At 46.6% G+C, this 15,998-nt stretch carries 14 protein-coding genes and 1 other RNA gene; 13 read left to right on the top strand and 2 right to left on the bottom strand.

Features of this window, described 5'->3' with window-relative positions:
• Positions 1–66 precede the first annotated feature (66 nt).
• The 12 genes from bioD (at position 67) to AAHN97_RS11465 (ending at position 11,650) form a co-directional block, all read left to right on the top strand.
• Positions 67–708 carry a dethiobiotin synthase gene (gene bioD, locus AAHN97_RS11520; RefSeq protein ID WP_343307760.1) on the top strand — a complete coding sequence of 214 codons (642 nt, stop codon included), beginning with the start codon at positions 67–69 and terminating at the stop codon, positions 706–708.
• Positions 705–1,292, top strand: a complete 588-nt coding sequence (locus AAHN97_RS11515; protein ID WP_343307759.1) for a 5-formyltetrahydrofolate cyclo-ligase — start codon at positions 705–707, stop codon at positions 1,290–1,292. Before bioD ends, AAHN97_RS11515 begins: the two co-directional genes overlap by 4 nt.
• A 12-nt stretch (positions 1,293–1,304) precedes the next feature.
• Positions 1,305–2,387: a tetraacyldisaccharide 4'-kinase gene (gene lpxK, locus AAHN97_RS11510; protein ID WP_343307758.1), complete on the top strand. Its 1,083-nt coding sequence runs from the start codon at positions 1,305–1,307 to the stop codon at positions 2,385–2,387.
• Positions 2,388–2,414: 27 nt separating this feature from the next.
• On the top strand, positions 2,415–4,475 hold the full coding sequence (gene rnr, locus AAHN97_RS11505) for a ribonuclease R (protein WP_343307757.1): 2,061 nt from the start codon (positions 2,415–2,417) through the stop codon (positions 4,473–4,475).
• 15 nt (positions 4,476–4,490) lie between these two features.
• Positions 4,491–5,462 carry a polyprenyl synthetase family protein gene (locus AAHN97_RS11500; RefSeq protein ID WP_343307756.1) on the top strand — a complete coding sequence of 324 codons (972 nt, stop codon included), beginning with the start codon at positions 4,491–4,493 and terminating at the stop codon, positions 5,460–5,462.
• Positions 5,463–5,539: 77 nt separating this feature from the next.
• Positions 5,540–7,210, top strand: a complete 1,671-nt coding sequence (locus tag AAHN97_RS11495) for an amino acid permease (protein ID WP_343307755.1) — start codon at positions 5,540–5,542, stop codon at positions 7,208–7,210.
• Positions 7,211–7,310: 100 nt separating this feature from the next.
• A complete protein-coding gene (locus AAHN97_RS11490) occupies positions 7,311–7,766 on the top strand; it encodes a DoxX family protein (protein WP_343307754.1) in 456 nt (151 codons plus the stop codon).
• A 40-nt stretch (positions 7,767–7,806) separates the two neighbouring features.
• Positions 7,807–8,823: a Smr/MutS family protein gene (locus tag AAHN97_RS11485; protein ID WP_343307753.1), complete on the top strand. Its 1,017-nt coding sequence runs from the start codon at positions 7,807–7,809 to the stop codon at positions 8,821–8,823.
• 23 nt (positions 8,824–8,846) lie between these two features.
• Positions 8,847–9,213: RNase P RNA component class A (gene rnpB / locus AAHN97_RS11480), an RNA gene on the top strand.
• 54 nt (positions 9,214–9,267) lie between these two features.
• Positions 9,268–9,696: a DUF4870 domain-containing protein gene (locus tag AAHN97_RS11475; RefSeq protein WP_343307752.1), complete on the top strand. Its 429-nt coding sequence runs from the start codon at positions 9,268–9,270 to the stop codon at positions 9,694–9,696.
• A gap of 545 nt (positions 9,697–10,241) precedes the next feature.
• Complete coding sequence (locus AAHN97_RS11470) at positions 10,242–10,925, top strand: hypothetical protein (RefSeq protein ID WP_343307751.1); 684 nt, start codon at positions 10,242–10,244, stop codon at positions 10,923–10,925.
• Positions 10,926–10,969: 44 nt separating this feature from the next.
• A complete protein-coding gene (locus AAHN97_RS11465; protein WP_343307750.1) occupies positions 10,970–11,650 on the top strand; it encodes a hypothetical protein in 681 nt (226 codons plus the stop codon).
• Between the two features lie 70 nt (positions 11,651–11,720).
• Here AAHN97_RS11465 and AAHN97_RS11460 read toward each other — a convergent pair whose 3' ends face one another.
• Positions 11,721–13,406 (bottom strand): S8 family serine peptidase, encoded by a 1,686-nt coding sequence (locus AAHN97_RS11460; protein WP_343307749.1) that lies wholly within the window; start codon positions 13,404–13,406, stop codon positions 11,721–11,723.
• Between the two features lie 382 nt (positions 13,407–13,788).
• On the opposite strand from AAHN97_RS11460, the gene AAHN97_RS11455 reads away from it, so the two are divergent.
• The gene (locus AAHN97_RS11455) at positions 13,789–14,325 is read left to right on the top strand and encodes a hypothetical protein (RefSeq protein ID WP_343307748.1); all 537 of its coding nucleotides are present in this window, start codon (positions 13,789–13,791) and stop codon (positions 14,323–14,325) included.
• A gap of 142 nt (positions 14,326–14,467) precedes the next feature.
• Here the strand turns inward: AAHN97_RS11455 and amaB are convergent, their stop codons facing one another.
• The gene (gene amaB / locus AAHN97_RS11450) at positions 14,468–15,994 is read right to left on the bottom strand and encodes an L-piperidine-6-carboxylate dehydrogenase (protein ID WP_343307747.1); all 1,527 of its coding nucleotides are present in this window, start codon (positions 15,992–15,994) and stop codon (positions 14,468–14,470) included.
• Positions 15,995–15,998: the final 4 nt, after the last annotated feature.

The following is a 15,998-nucleotide window of genomic DNA, read 5'->3' as shown; positions in this document are numbered from 1 at the left end:
GAAATTAAGGGAATTGGTTGAGATTGAAGTAGCTCATTGACGTCTAAGCTCCCTATATTTGCTGTTATGAACAACATCTTCATCACCGGCATTGGTACCGGCGTAGGAAAAACAGTGGCATCCGCCTGTGTAACGGAAGCGCTGGGCGCCCAGTACTGGAAACCCATACAGGCGGGCTTGCAGGACACCACGGATACACAAACGGTCAGAGCATTGATCAGTGAGCCGTCCCATGTTAAAGATGAGTTGTACCGTTTGCACATGCCGGCTTCCCCCCATCTGGCTGCCAGCAGGGAAGGGATCACCATCTATGAGGAAAAGATCGTGGAGCGGGCGCAGCAGATGCAGAAATCAGATCAGCCCCTGGTGATAGAGGGTGCAGGCGGATTGATGGTGCCCATCAGTCAGAGCGTGTTCACCATCGACCTGATCAAGGCCCTGGGTGCAAAAGTGATCATCGTTGCGCAGAATTACCTGGGCAGCATCAATCACAGCCTCCTTACCGCCATGGCCCTCAAACAGGCCAATATACCCGTTATCGGATGGATCTTCAACGGGGACCATCATTCCAACGAAGAGGATATCATCGGCTGGAGTAATTATCCCCGCATTGCCCGTATTGCCCGTGCACGCAAGCTGAACAAGGAGTTCGTGCTGGCGCAGGCTGCATTGATCCGGCCGGGCTTACAACAATTAATACCTGCATGACCCATAATAAACAGGAGATCCGGAAAGCTTATCTTTCAAAACGGCTGGCCCTCTCAGATGAAGAAGCGCAGCACCGCAATGCGCGCTTACTGGAACAATGTAAATCACTCGTGCTGCCGCCGCACAGCAGGTATGTACATCTTTTCCTTCCCATCACAGCAAAAAAAGAAGTGGACACTTATCCGCTGGCAGCATGGCTGCGGGAACAGTATCCGGGTATTTCACTCGTCTTATCCCGCTCTTATCTTGCAACCGCCAGCATGCAGCATTACCTTTGGGATGAGCATACCATGCTTATCCATAATTCATACGGCATTCCTGAACCAGAGAACGGAAAGCTGATAGCGCCACAGGAAATGGATGTAGTATTTGTACCGCTGCTGGCTTTTGATGAAGCAGGCCACCGGGTAGGATACGGAAAAGGAATGTATGATACTTTCCTGCAGCAGTGCAGGAAAGATGTACTGAAAATAGGATTAAGTCTTTTTGAGCCGGTTCCGGCGCTCATTGAAGATGTTTTTGAAGGTGATGTACCTATGGACTGCATCATTACACCGGAACGGATCTATACTTTTACAGCTTAAAACGGAAACCCAGTGTGGCAGTATTTAAAATATCTTTTATACCCTTTTTCCCTTTTATACGGACTTGTATTATGGATACGCAACCGGCTATACGATAATGGCATGCTCACCGCCGTGGAGTTTGATCTGCCGGTGATATCAGTAGGTAACCTTTCTGTAGGCGGTACCGGCAAAACGCCGCATGTGGAATATCTTATCCGTTTGCTTAAACAACATTACCGCCTGGCTACTTTAAGCCGTGGTTATAACAGGAGAACGAAAGGTTACCTGCTGGCAACGCCCGGCAGTTCCTCTGCAGATATAGGAGATGAACCCATGCAATTCCACCGGAAATTCCCGGATGTAACGGTATGCGTAGGAGAGGAAAGGATGCTGGCAGTACCCCAGTTACTGGGAGACCGGCCTGAAACACAGGTGATCCTGCTGGACGATGCTTTTCAGCACCGTTCCATTAAACCGGGTATGAACCTGATGGTCACAGATCACAGCCGTTTGTTCACGCGGGACCATGTTGTGCCATTTGGGCGGTTGCGGGAAGACAGGAAGGGCTACCATCGCGCCAACGGCATTATTGTTTCCAAATGCCCGGCAAAACTGAGCGTGCAGGAGAAGGAGTCCATTACCCGGGAGATCAGCCCATTGCCGCACCAGCGGCTGTTCTTCACCACATTGCAGTATGGAGGGCTGTACCACCTGTTCCAGCCGGAACCGGCTCAGCTGCCGGCGGATGCCTCCATCCTGGTGGTCTGCGGAATTGCCAGGCCGGAACCTTTGGTACAACATTTGTTGGAAAGGTACGCAAACGTACATCTGCTCTCTTTCCCTGATCATTACTACTACACACAAAAGGACCTGGACAAGATAAAGCTGGAGCTGGAACAGCTCGATGGCGAACATAAATACATCGTTACTACTGAAAAAGATGCCGTGAGGCTGCATCTGCTGCGTGACAGGATAACAGGTATGGGTTTGCCGTTCATGGTCCTCCCCGTGGAAGTACAATTCCTCTTTGGAGAGGCAGATTCGTTTAATAGTTATATTTTTGATTACGTAGCAAATGCTATGTTAGCGGCTGAAAATGAATACGCTGAGTAGAAAGCGCCGCACCCTAAAATCATGTCAATGACAAAAAAAGAGAAACCCAAAAAGAATAGCAGCCAGAAAAAGACCTATAAAGGTATTGTGGATGTTACGCGCACAGGAATGGCCTATGTGACCGTAGAAGGACTGGCCAGCGATATCCTCGTAAAACAAAAGAACATCGGATCCGCTTTGGACGGCGATGAAGTTTTGGTAGATGTGATCGGCAACGGAAAAAGCCGGGGCCGCACAGAAGGTTATATCACAGACGTACTGAAAAGAAAGAAAACAGAATTCACCGGCACTATACAGTTAAGTAAGAATTTCGCTTTCCTGCTCCCGGACAAGGGAGCTTTTATGCCTGATATCTATATTCCTGAAAACTCCCTCAAAGGAGCAAAGGATGGTGATAAAGCCGTAGTGAAGATCGTGGCCTGGGGAGAAAAGACCCGCAAGCCCGTTGGAGAGATCCTCGAGATCCTGGATGCCAGCGATACCAATGACCAGGCTATGAAAGAGATCCTGGTGGAAAGTGGTTTTCCGCTGAACTTCCCGGACGAAGTGCTGGAAGAACTGGCTACTATCGAAGAAAGTATCAGCGCCAGCGTTATAAAAGACCGGAAAGACTTCCGTAAGATCCTCACTTTCACCATAGACCCCGTTGATGCCAAGGATTTTGATGATGCCATCTCTATCCGTAAACTCAAGAGCGGCCTGTATGAGGTGGGGGTGCATATTGCAGATGTAAGCCATTATGTGGAACCCTCCACAGCGCTGGATAAAGAAGCGGAAAGACGTGCTACATCCGTATACCTGCCGGACAGGGTGTTACCTATGCTGCCGGAAAAGATCTCCAATGAATTGTGTTCGCTGCGGCCGCATGAAGATAAACTTACGTTCTCCGCGGTATTCCAGATGGATGAAAAAGGTGTTGTAAAACAGCACTGGATAGGCCGTACCGTGATCCATTCCGCACACCGCTTCACGTATGAAGAAGTGCAGGAAGTAATAGAAAAGGGCGAAGGCCCCTATCTCCAGGAGGTATTGTTGCTGAACAATATGGCACAGACCTTACGTAAGAAACGTTTTAAAGATGGTGCCATTAACTTCTCTTCACAGGAAGTGCGCTTCCAGCTGGATGCAACGGGGAAACCTATTGGCATTATGGTGAAAGAAAGTAAAGAAGCCCATCAGCTGATCGAAGAGTTTATGCTGCTGGCAAACCGTACGGTGGCGGAATATGTATCCAAACAGAAAGCAGCAAATAAACAACCTGTGCCATTCCCTTACCGGGTACACGATACACCGGATGAAGAGAAGATGCATGTGTTTGCGGTGTTTGCGAATAAGTTCGGACACAAATTTGATGTAAGCAATCCGGAAAGCATTGCCAGATCCTTCAACCAATTATTGACAGATGTGAAAGGCAAACCGGAACAGCATGTGCTGGAAACACTCGGTATCCGTACCATGGCAAAAGCCATCTACACAACAGAAAATGTGGGCCACTATGGTTTAGGATTTGAGCATTACTGTCATTTCACTTCGCCCATCCGCCGTTACCCGGATGTACTGGTACACCGCATTGTGGCACAATGCCTGGCAGGTGATATCAAGGTGGACAAACAACTGGAGAAACGCTGCAAACATTCTTCCGATATGGAAAGGAAGGCGATGGATGCAGAACGTGCCGGTAACAAATACAAACAGGTGGAATATATGCAGCAATACATCGGTGATACCTTTGAAGGTGTGGTAAGCGGTGTGGCGCATTTCGGCTTCTGGGTAGAAACAGTGGATACGAAATGCGAAGGGCTGGTAAGCATTCATAACATGGATGAAGTATTCCGCCATTCTGAAGAAGACTATGCATTAGTCGGGCAGCAAACAGGCCGTAAGATACGTATAGGCGATAAAGTGACCATCCGCGTGGTGGCGGCCAGCCTGGCAAAACGCCAGCTGGATTATGACCTGGTGGAAAATGGTGGAGGGAATACCGAAAAACGCAGTACTGCAACAACCGGCAGACCCGCTCCATCCTACAAACCAGGCCGGCCCTCCAAACCGAAGGATAAATCAAAAGCCAGGAAGAAAAAAAAGTAACAATAAGCCGCTATCATGCATTCATTTAAAGAATTATCAGAGAAATTTGAACAACAGTTTAGTAAAAGACAGTTCCCGGACCAGCCTTCCAACCTGTATGATCCTGCGCAATACATTTTAGGGATAGGGGGGAAAAGAATACGCCCCGTGCTCTGCCTTTTAGGTAATGAGCTGTTTGATGAGATCCACCAGGATGCTTATCACGCCGCCAATGCCGTAGAGCTGTTCCATAATTTCACCCTGATCCATGATGATATTATGGACAAGGCGCCCCTGCGCCGCGGTATGCCTACGGTGCATACCAGGTATAACGATTCCGCCGCTATCCTGGCCGGGGATGTTATGCTGATCCATAGCTATGAACACCTGAATAAGATCAACAGCAAGATCCGCACGAAGATTGTGCAGGTGTTCAACAAAGCTGCCCGCGAAGTATGTGAAGGCCAGCAGCTGGATATGGACATGGAACAAAAGCAGCCTGAACAGGTTGATTTTACAGACTATGTAAATATGATCGCGCTGAAAACTTCCGTACTACTGGCTGCCAGCCTGCAAATGGGCGGTATCATCGGTGGCGGCAGCGAAGGCAATCAAAAACACCTGTATGAGTTTGGCAAACATGTAGGTATTGCTTTCCAGATACAGGACGATTACCTGGATGCATTTGGCGATCCGGAGAAATTCGGTAAGAAACAGGGTGGAGACATCCTCATTAATAAAAAAACATTCCTGCTCCTGAAAGCACTGGAACTTTGTACGCCGGTACAACGCAAACACCTGCACCAATTGATGGATACCAATCCTGAGAATAAGGTAGAAGAAGTGTTGCAGGTATTCCGGGACTGCAAGGTAGATGAATGGGCGGAGAAAGAAAAGGAGCTTTTCAGTAATAAAGCATTTGAGCACCTGGATAGTATAGCCGTAATTTCCGGCCGCAAGCAGTCCCTCCGGGAGCTGGCTGATTTTCTTTTGACGAGACAACATTGATTAAGGATATGTCTTATATTTGACCGTTAATGGCTTGCCATTAACGGTTTTATAATATCAACCCTTAACTACAACGAATGTCTAACTCGCTTTTCAGGAAAAAGTCCCTGTCCAAAATTATGCAGGACGCTAAGGATGGCGTTTCTGATTCACATGGCGGTGCCAGTCTTACCAAGGTGCTGAATGTACGAGATCTTACCCTGATGGGCGTGGCGGCTGTGATCGGCGCCGGTATCTTTTCCACTATTGGCCAGGCAGCTTACAACGGCGGCCCCGGCGTTATCTTCCTCTTTCTTTTAACAGCGGTTACCTGCGGATTTACTGCTTTATGTTATGCAGAATTTGCTTCCCGTGTACCCGTTGCCGGCAGCGCCTATACTTATTCCTATGTTACATTTGGTGAACTGGCAGCCTGGATCATAGGCTGGGCACTAATCCTGGAGTATTCCATCGGTAATATTGTGGTGGCTATTTCCTGGAGCAGTTATTTCAACAATGTACTGGAAGGCATGAATATACATCTTCCGGCCTGGCTGATCACCGATTCCAGCACAGCGAAAGCAGCATACGAACATGCGGTGACTTCCAATTTACCGGTGGAAGGGCTTGCCTGGAGCACTGCACCTTTATTAGGTGGCTGGAAGGTGATCATGAACATCCCTGCGTTCCTGATCGTAGTGCTGATCACTATTGTGGCTTATATCGGTATCCGCGAAAGCAAACGGAGTGCGAATGCCATGGTAGGGTTGAAGATCGTTGTATTGGCAGTAGTGGTGCTCATAGGCGTGTTCTATATCAATACGGATAACTGGACGCCCTTTCTGCCGAATAAATTTGAAGGTGTATTGAAAGGCGTGTCTGCGGTGTTCTTTGCCTATATTGGTTTTGATGCCATCTCCACTACGGCGGAGGAAACGGCTAACCCGCAAAGGGATATGCCGCGTGCCATGATCTATTCCCTTGTTATCTGTACCATTATCTACATTGTGGTAACATTGGTGATCACAGGGATGGTGAACTATTCTGAGTTCAATCATATTGCAGATCCGTTAGCGTATGTGTTTGATAAACTGAACATGGAGAAAGTGGGATACGTGATCTCCATCAGTGCGGTAATTGCTGCCACGAGTGTGATCCTGGTATTCCAGATCGGGCAGCCACGTATCTGGATGAGCATGAGCCGGGATGGCCTGCTGCCAAAGAAATTCGCGAAGGTGCATCATAAATTCCATACGCCCAGCTTTGCCACCATTGTTACCGGTTTTATCGTGGCGATCCCTTCCTTGTTCGTGGAAAGCGGCATCGTTACAGACCTCACCAGTATAGGTACCCTGTTTGCATTTGTACTGGTATGCGGGGGCGTGTTATTGCTGCCAAAAGTGGATAAAGATTCCAAGAAATTCAACCTTCCTTATATCAACGGAATGATCATTGTGCCGGCGATCTTTGCTTTGTTCTGTTTCTTCTTTTGGGATAAGATAGAAGATACTTTTCTGAACCTGGCTACCATAGAGCATGAGCGCATCCTTTTCCTGATCTTCCTGATCCTGAGCCTTGCTATTACAGTAGCTACCATGATCAAACGTTTCTCGCTGATCCCGGTATTGGGCATGCTTTGCTGCCTGTACCTGATGATAGAGATACCGGTGAAGAGCTGGTTGGTGTTCTTCTGCTGGATGGGCTTTGGCCTGCTGGTATATTTCCTCTATGGATACTGGAAAAGCAAACTGGCACCGAAACAAGCGTAAGCAGGTATACATTAACGTTAAAAGCGCAAAGAGGGCAACTCCTTTGCGCTTTTTTTCGTAAATTAGGATAAGAGTTCTTTGTATCACTAAATCACATGTTATGAACCTCCTGCAACGCATAGACCGGTGGGGTGAGACGCATCACCCCATATGGATAGACGGATTAAGGATCGTGCTTGGATTGATCCTGATGTGGAAAGGTATACAGTTCGTAGGCAATATAGATCTGCTGAAAGCGCGGATAGACGAACAGCCCTTTCTCACGGTATTATCTTTCTGGCTGGCTCATATAATTGTATTTGCTCACATTGCCGGTGGTTTGCTCATTGCCATGGGTTTACTCACACGCGTAGGCATCCTTGCCAACATCCCCATTCTTTTCGGGGCGGTTTTCTTTGTTAACACACCGGTTAATCTTTTTGCCGTTCACTCTGAAATGATCCTGTCAGTTATTGTGCTTTGCGCACTGATATTCTTCCTGGTGGAAGGCAGTGGCCGTTTCTCCGTGGATGAATATATGCGGCGGCATCCGGAAAAAGCACCCGGAACGAATTAGTAGTTCCAACTCCCGTTGAACTATAGTAATTTTGCCTGCTATGAAATACACAGTAGGCGATAAGATCCTTTTACTGCATTCCAAGGAAGAAGGAACGGTAGTTGATATTATGGGTGAGGATATGGTATTGGTGGAAGTGGGCAAATCCACTTTCCCGGTGTACCTGGACCAGATAGACTTCCCCTATTTCCACCGGTTTACGAAAGGAAAGACGCCTTTGCCGCCCAAAAGAACGCCGGGTGAAGAAATCCCCCGCGAAAAACCCTCAGCCGCCCCAAGGGTCGAAAAAGGGGTGTTCCTGACCATGTTGCCGATCTATGAATCAGACGGGATGGATGATGTGGTGACCACGCTTAAATTCCACCTGCTGAATCAAACCGGCAAAGGGTATAATTACCGTTTTGAGATATGGCTGAATAACAAGCTGTTCCTGGAACTGAAACAGGATATCCATGCATTCCAACATACTTACCTGGCAGACCTGGAGTTTGAACAGTTGAACGACAATCCCCGTTTTGAATTCTCTTTCACGCCAAAAGAAACGGACCTGAAACTGGCCGCCACTTTTGAAAAAACATGGAAGGTGAAAGCAAAACAACTGTTCCAGCAACTGGCACAGCAGCAGGAGAAGCAACAGGCCACCATCGATTACCTGCTCTTCGATAAATACCCGCTCCGCACGGAAACAGATGCCTATGGCTTCAGCCCGGTGGAAAAAAAGAAACTGCAAACCCTCACCACTCATGTTTCCATCAAGGATACCACGCCTGTTACGGCTAAATATGAAATAGACCTTCATATTGAAAAGCTGGCCAGCAACTGGAAGGAACTGAGTAACCTGGAAATGCTGGGCATACAGCTGAATGAATTCCAGTACAACCTGGACCTCGCGATTGCACAGCATCAGAAAAGCATGATCGTGATACACGGCATCGGTTCCGGTAAACTGCGGGATGAGGTACATGAGATCCTGAAAACAGTGTCCGAGGTCAAATACTTTGTGAACCAATACCATCCTTTCTACGGATACGGGGCCACCGAGATATTTTTTAAGTAACTTCGCGATCCGGTAAAACCACCCGACAAAGCCGCGCTATCGGCTTTTTGGCAACAAAAGGCAGGAAAGTCCGGACAGCATAGGGCAACGCACCACCTAACGGGTGGGGCTTTTCACTCCGGTGAAGAGCACAGACAGTGCCACAGAAAATAACCGCCTCCAGGGGTAAGGGTGAAAATGTGGGGTAAAAGCCCACGGCGGAACAGGGTAACCTGTTCTGCGGGTAAACCTTGCGTGCTGAAATGCCATGTAAACGGTCGTTTGAGGGCTGCCCGCCCGATGACCGAGGGTAGGCAGATACAGGTATTCAGTGATGAATGCCGCAGATAAATGATAGCGGTTCCGTTGCAGAACGGGATACAGAATCCGGCTTATAAGCTTTGCCGGGTGGTTTTACCGGACTTTTTATGTTAACTTAAACCCTATATCCAAAATCTCTCACTTATGGAACTTCAAAAAGATGACAGGACCTGGGGTACGCTCGTACACCTGGGCGGTATCATAGGCCATGCAGTATTTGCCGCCGGTGGAAATGTGATCGGAGCACTGGTAATATGGCTGATCAAAAAGAATGATTCTGCGTTTGTTGACCGGGAAGGAAAGGAAGCAGTGAACTTTCAGATCACCATCGCTATTTTATCGCTTATTGTAAATATCATTAACGGTATCCGCTGGGGCTTCTGGAGTTTTACCAGGGTATTCAACGGCAGTAATCCCTGGCGCGATCATTCCTGGAACTTTGAATTCTTTTCAACAGTTGCATTGGTGCAGATCCTCTGGGTGCTGAACCTGATCTTCTCCATCCTTGCGGCCATAGAGGCTAATAAAGGGAAGAATTACCGGTACCCGGTGAGCTGGAGGGTGGTGAAGTGATAAAATTAATGAAGAGATAAAAATATCTGAAAAACCAACTGCCCGCGGTTTTAGCGTGAAAGGCTGTGCCTGGCCTTGGTGAACTGGCTGATTTGGCGAACGTCGGCCTGTACGCGGCCGGAGGAAACCACGGACGCAGCCATTAGTCTCGCTGCAGCAGTGGGGATTAGTGAAGCCCTGAAGGTCACCAGATTGGGTAAAAAGATTATTAACAGCATTGGCAAGGTTAATAAACATCATATCATATCATATCCAGAGCCGAGCGAGAAAGCACGCAGACATGTTAAATGCAATAAACTGGAATAATGAGGCCGCAGTCAATTTAAAGAAACTTACTACGCCATTTCATGGTAATCACCTACTATTATTCAAGAGAAGTTAGCCGAAGGATAACTGAATTGGCAAAACAGGGTAAACTAGATTTGCCCAATATGCATATCCATAGTAGATGGATTGGGGCGCAAGATCTCCGAGGCCTGGGGAGATTATAAAAATGGATTGGGAAATTTAAATGATTTTTTCAAAAAATATGAAAACTAGTAGCAATGAGGTATAATGGGGTATGGGTTACACCAGAGCCCAAAATAACCGGGCTTAAAAGTGGAGGCGTTTCAGTACGCCTTCGTGATGAAACTCTGGAAATATTGAAACAAAAAAAATGGAATGATCGTTTGTCCGTTTTTCCACCTGATGATTTTTCTTATAGAAGTTTATCGCCTGATGAAGTTGAATTAACGGCAGATATGACTCCTAAAGCTAAAGTGATAGACTTCATGAGCTTTGGCCCGTTCATGTTCCCTACTGATATAATTATCAGTCAGCGGGCTGCGGATTTTCTTGCTAGTCAGAAAATGCTGAAATATGAATTGGTCTCTATTACTTTATATAATAACAAGGAAAAGGTACCCGGCAAGTTCTATTTCTGGATCAATCATGCGCTCCGTCCGGAATTATTTGAACTTGAGCAGGCTATAATCAGATCTGGTACAATAGGGTTAGGATTTAAGTTTCATCAGGTAAATGATATTAGCGCTTACCGCGAGTTTATAAAAGAGTTTAATAACACCACTTTTATCAGAACAAAGCTGAAAGATCCGGTTCCTGCTCCTGGTTGCCTAGAGATACTTGCAGATGCAATATTTGTAACCGAAAAATTCTGGAAGGAATATGAGCAAGCGAAACTAATAGGACTGAAACTGATTAAAAAGGAACTGGAGCTGGTTGAATAATGTCTTTGTAGCCGGATAAAGAACCTTTCAAGATATAAAAAATTATGAGATATATTGGTGTGTGGATTACACCTGAACCAAAAATAAGAGTGGTAAAGGATGGCTCTGCTTCAATACGATTGTCAGAAAGTACAAAGGAAGAACTGAAGAGGTGGAATGACCGGGCATTCGTTTTGCCGCCAGATGACTTTTCTTTCAGAAATATTGCTCTGGACAAGGAGGCGAATTTGACAGCGGATATGGCCCCTAAAGCCAAGGTGATGGACTTTATGTATTTTTCTCCTTATCTGCTTGCAACTAATATCATCATCAGCCAACGAGCAGCGGATTTTCTTGCTGGCTATAAAATGATGGCATGTGAATTAGTGCCGGTAACATTATATAATAATGGAGAAGATGTGCCCGGCCGATTTTATTTCTGGGTCAATCATAAAATTCGCCCTGAGTTGTTTGACTTTGGGCATGCTGTGATCAGGTCCGGCACCAAAGGATTGGGCTTTCAATATCATGAGGTGAAAGATGTAACTGCTTACTGGCAACTTATTAAAGAGGTTCGCTATACCACTTTTATCAAGACCAAACTGAAGGCTCCGGCAACTCCGCCTGATTGTATGTGTATATTGGGAAGCGATATATTCGTAACAGAAAAGTTTTGGCATGATTATCAGAAGGCCGGGTTAATCGGGTTGGAACTAATCCGGGAAGAACTGGAGCTGGTTGAATAAGGATATTAAGGAATAAAGTAAGCCCGTTCCTGCATTGGAACGGGCTTACTTTTTATATTTAGATCGAACATTAATCTTTAGTGAGCGGTAATACTTTCATTTTCTCTTTCTCCCTGTTCTTCTTCGCATTTTCTCCTTTGGTTTTAGATGCCAGTTTAATGGCTTCGTATACATTCACCAGACCGCCGGATTTAGAGAGTTCCGCAAAAGGAACCATTTCATCTTTCGCACCGGGTTTATTCACCATCTGATCGGGGAGGGGAGTGGCTGTTTTTTCGATGATCGCCTTTAACTGCCTTGCACTCAGGTCAGGGAAGTAAGAGAGGATCATGGCTGCAACACCGGCTACTACCGGAGCCGCCATACTGGTACCACTGGCGTTGTTGTATTTAATGCCGCCGGGAACAGTAGAGTAAATGGATACGCCGGGCGCAAATACATCCACTTCCTTTTTACCGTAGTTGGAGAAACCTGCTATTTTGCTGCCGGTACGGCCGTTGCCGCTGGCACCTACCGTGATCACGTTATCTGCTTCTACACCATCATCAAAAGTATCTTTCGGGAAATTTTCCACTTCATCGTTGTTGGCACCATCGTTACCGGCTGCGTGTACAAGCAGCACGCCCTTTTGCTGTGCATAACGGATGGCATCGTCTACCCAGGCTTTATTGGGAGAGAAACCTTTACCAAAGCTCATGTTGATGATCTGTGCACCATTGTCTACCGCATAGCGGATGCCCAATGCCACATCTTTATCCCGTTCATCTCCTTCCGGTACTACTTTTACGGCCATGATGCGTACGTTATCTGCCACCCCGTCCATGCCGGTATTGTTGTTGCGCATAGCGCCGATAATACCGGATACATGTGTGCCGTGCATGGCAAACTGGCCCATTACATCGTTATTACCGTAGTATTTATCGTTGATGTCATTCAGGTTGTCGCCCACAATGGTGGCACGTTTATCTACCGGCTCCTGGCCTGTGTTCTCAGCTTTACGTTTCAGGTCGTTGATGTATTCAGCGAGATCTGATTTGAAGCCCTGGTAGGTCATCTCTTCATCTCCCGTGCTTTTCAGCAGCCTGAGTGCAAATGATTTGGCCAGCATTACATCCTGGTCAGCAGTGTTAATGGTATCCAGCTGCTGAAGGGTAAAGTCCGTGGTCTTTACATATTCGCTCAAAATGGTTTCGCAGCGGAGGAGGTTTTCCTGCACTTTGAGCATCATTTTGTAATTGGATTTATTTTGGGAAGAAGGACGCTCGATGCGTTCTTTCAGCCGTTTCCAGTAAGCATATTCCCTGCTTTCTTTTTCCAAAGCAGAATCCGGGTTACGGTACAGCTTTTTATAGCGATAGTATTCGCGGGTAGCTTCGTCAGAATCTTCTTTTACGGTGCTGCCGTCTTTGGCGCCGAGGAAATTCCATCCGTATACATCATCCACATAACCATTTCCATCGTCATCGATATTGTTACCTGGGATTTCATTGGGGTTGTGCCAGAGAATGCCTTTGAGGTCTTCATGGGTAGTATCAACGCCGGAATCAACCACAGCCACTATCACTGTTTTACTTTTCCTGTTCTTCAGCAGTTCTTTATAAGCTTTTTCCGCTCCAATGCCGTAAACACTGTCGGTTGAGTAGCTCAGTAATTGCCAGTTCTTTGGAACAGCTGGTTTTTGTTGGCTAAAACCTTGCGCAGACATACACAATACTCCACCAATTAGCATGGCCAGTTCTCTGCAGATGGATCTCATTTTATTCAATTTTCCTAATAGATTACAATTCAGATACCACAATTGGTTAAAGATATGATAAAGGGCGTTATAACAGGTGTTTTGATGTGGTGAGTGGTGATGCAGCCTGACTATTGGTTGAAAGCAGCTAGAAAATATTGCTGGAGCTTCTTATCCAGTTTTGGTGCTTTATCCTCTTTCCTCAGCCCTCTGTCATATTGCCCTTTACTTATCCTTTTATTAAAGTTATTTTTAATCCGGTCAACCGCTTCTCAGCCAAGATCTCTCCGGGAAAAAAAGGGCAAATATCAGGTATAAATCTATACCTCCCTGTCGGTTTAACATTTGCTTCACTAAAAGACTTAAAATTTAGCTTTTTATATCACATATTAAATTTTCCGCCATGTTACGTACAAGTTTTCTTTTACTTCTAATCTGGAGCGCAGTGTGTTCGATGCGAACACCTGGAAAGGCTCCGACCACCGTTATATTCGTGAATTGTGCTGAAACAGCCACTCATGGAGGCGAGCCGGGTTTAAGCCTGACCGGTAAGCAGCAATCCGCACATTTGGCAGGATTCCTAAAGGATATGGAAATAGGGGCAGTATATTCACCCTATTCTCCCTGCCTTATTAAAACAGTAGAGCCGCTGGCGCAATCCAAGAAGTGCCAGGTGCAGTATTACCGGGATGCTACGATGGATAATATGGAGGCTATGGAGCATATTCTGAAGACCATGATGGAGGCAAATGACGGGAAAACGATCGTTGTATGCGCTCCTGGCAAAAGTATTATCAAAATGGCAGGCATCCTGGGGATCCGTGAAAAGGAGCTGAAATCCAATAGGGGCGTGTTTGATGAGGTGCTGATCGTCAATGTTTTGGAAATAGGGCAGGCAGTAGCACAAAAGTTGAATATGAATTTTCAAAAAAAAGTGTAATATTTATACCCAGAGAGGATAACTGGATACTTCCCAGTACCAGTATTCTTTCTCATAAGCATGGTTTCCGTTTAACGAAAAAGCGGGGTTCTCCAACCCCGCTAATTTTAGATATCAATATTTACTTTTTTCCCTACAACTGTTACAGGTCGAATTTTATACCTTGCGCAAGCGGGAGTTTATCTGTGTAATTGATGGTGTTTGTTTGCCGGCGCATATAAGCTTTCCATGCATCAGAGCCACTTTCACGGCCTCCGCCTGTTTCTTTTTCTCCTCCGAACGCACCACCTATCTCAGCACCTGAAGTACCGATATTTACATTTGCGATACCGCAATCTGATCCGGATTGGGAAAGGAACTGTTCTGCTTCCCGCAGGTTCACCGTCATGATAGCAGATGAAAGCCCCTGTGGTACATCGTTCTGGAGGGCGATGGCTTCTTCCAGTGTTTTATATTTGATCAGGTAGAGAATGGGTGCAAAGGTTTCGTGCTGCACAATGCTGTAACTATTCTGCACTTCAGCAATGGCTGGTTTTACATAACAGCCGGAAGCATAATCTGCTCCTTCCAATACACCACCTTCCACTACAAATTTTCCACCTTCAGCTTTACATTTTTCGATGGACTGTAAATAAGCATCTACTGCCTGTTTATCGATCAATGGCCCAACATGGTTATGTTCATTTAACGGATCGCCTATACGAAGCTGCGCGTAAGCTTTCACCAGTTTGGCTTTGAAGGACTCATACACACTTTCATGAATGATCAGTCTGCGGGTGGATGTGCAACGTTGCCCTGCTGTTCCCACTGCTCCGAACACACAACCGATCAGGCTCATATCAAGGTCTGCATCTTTGGAAATAATGATCGCATTGTTTCCTCCCAATTCAAGTAATGACCTGCCTAAACGTTCTCCAACGGCAGCGCCTACACTTTTACCCATGCGTGTGGAACCTGTAGCAGATACCAGTGGAATACGGGTGTCTTTCGCCATCCATTCTCCCACTTCGCGGCCTCCTGCTACAAGGCAGGATACACCTTCCGGTACACCGTTCTCTGCAAATACTTTTCCGGTGATGTGCTGGCAGGCCAGTGCTGTCAGTGGTGTTTTTTCAGACGGTTTCCAGATGCACACATCTCCGCATACCCAGGCAAGCATGGAGTTCCAGCTCCAAACGGCTACGGGGAAGTTGAAGGCGGAAATAATAGCAGTAATACCCAGGGGATGCCATTGTTCATACATCCGGTGCCCCGGCCTTTCAGAATGCATGGTGAGGCCATGCAGCTGGCGGGAAAGGCCTACTGCAAAGTCGCAGATATCTATCATCTCCTGTACTTCACCATATCCTTCCTGGAGGCTTTTACCCATTTCGTAGGAAACGAGTTTGCCCAAAGCTTCTTTATTGGTCCTCAAGGCTTCACCAACCTGGCGTACAATTTCTCCTCGGCGGGGGGCTGGCCATTGGCGCCATGCCTGGAAAGCTTCAGCCGCTTTTTTCACTACTGCATCATAATCTTCGCGGGCAGCGCTTATAACGGAGGCTATCTCTTTCCCGTCTACCGGTGAAAACGAGGTCAGTTGCGGGCCGCCTGCGTCCATCCATACAGCGCCGGTTGATACGCCACTGTTAACAGCTGAAATGTTAAATTGCTTAAGAATGTTTTGCATGTTG

Source organism: Chitinophaga niabensis, from assembly GCF_039545795.1.
GTDB classification, from domain to species: domain Bacteria; phylum Bacteroidota; class Bacteroidia; order Chitinophagales; family Chitinophagaceae; genus Chitinophaga; species Chitinophaga niabensis_B.
This window is presented reverse-complemented; position numbering and strand designations above follow the sequence as displayed.

Excerpts from the sequence above, each read along its gene's own strand:
- bioD (WP_343307760.1), top strand. The coding sequence starts at position 67 with ATGAACAACATCTTCATCACCGGCATTGGTACCGGCGTAGGAAAAACA.
- AAHN97_RS11515 (WP_343307759.1), top strand. The coding sequence starts at position 705 with ATGACCCATAATAAACAGGAGATCCGGAAAGCTTATCTTTCAAAACGG.
- rnr (WP_343307757.1), top strand. The coding sequence starts at position 2,415 with ATGACAAAAAAAGAGAAACCCAAAAAGAATAGCAGCCAGAAAAAGACC.
- AAHN97_RS11500 (WP_343307756.1), top strand. The coding sequence starts at position 4,491 with ATGCATTCATTTAAAGAATTATCAGAGAAATTTGAACAACAGTTTAGT.
- AAHN97_RS11495 (WP_343307755.1), top strand. The coding sequence starts at position 5,540 with ATGTCTAACTCGCTTTTCAGGAAAAAGTCCCTGTCCAAAATTATGCAG.
- AAHN97_RS11490 (WP_343307754.1), top strand. The coding sequence starts at position 7,311 with ATGAACCTCCTGCAACGCATAGACCGGTGGGGTGAGACGCATCACCCC.
- AAHN97_RS11485 (WP_343307753.1), top strand. The coding sequence starts at position 7,807 with ATGAAATACACAGTAGGCGATAAGATCCTTTTACTGCATTCCAAGGAA.
- AAHN97_RS11475 (WP_343307752.1), top strand. The coding sequence starts at position 9,268 with ATGGAACTTCAAAAAGATGACAGGACCTGGGGTACGCTCGTACACCTG.
- AAHN97_RS11470 (WP_343307751.1), top strand. The coding sequence starts at position 10,242 with ATGAGGTATAATGGGGTATGGGTTACACCAGAGCCCAAAATAACCGGG.
- AAHN97_RS11465 (WP_343307750.1), top strand. The coding sequence starts at position 10,970 with ATGAGATATATTGGTGTGTGGATTACACCTGAACCAAAAATAAGAGTG.
- AAHN97_RS11460 (WP_343307749.1), bottom strand. The coding sequence starts at position 13,406 with ATGAGATCCATCTGCAGAGAACTGGCCATGCTAATTGGTGGAGTATTG.
- AAHN97_RS11455 (WP_343307748.1), top strand. The coding sequence starts at position 13,789 with ATGTTACGTACAAGTTTTCTTTTACTTCTAATCTGGAGCGCAGTGTGT.
- amaB (WP_343307747.1), bottom strand. The coding sequence starts at position 15,994 with ATGCAAAACATTCTTAAGCAATTTAACATTTCAGCTGTTAACAGTGGC.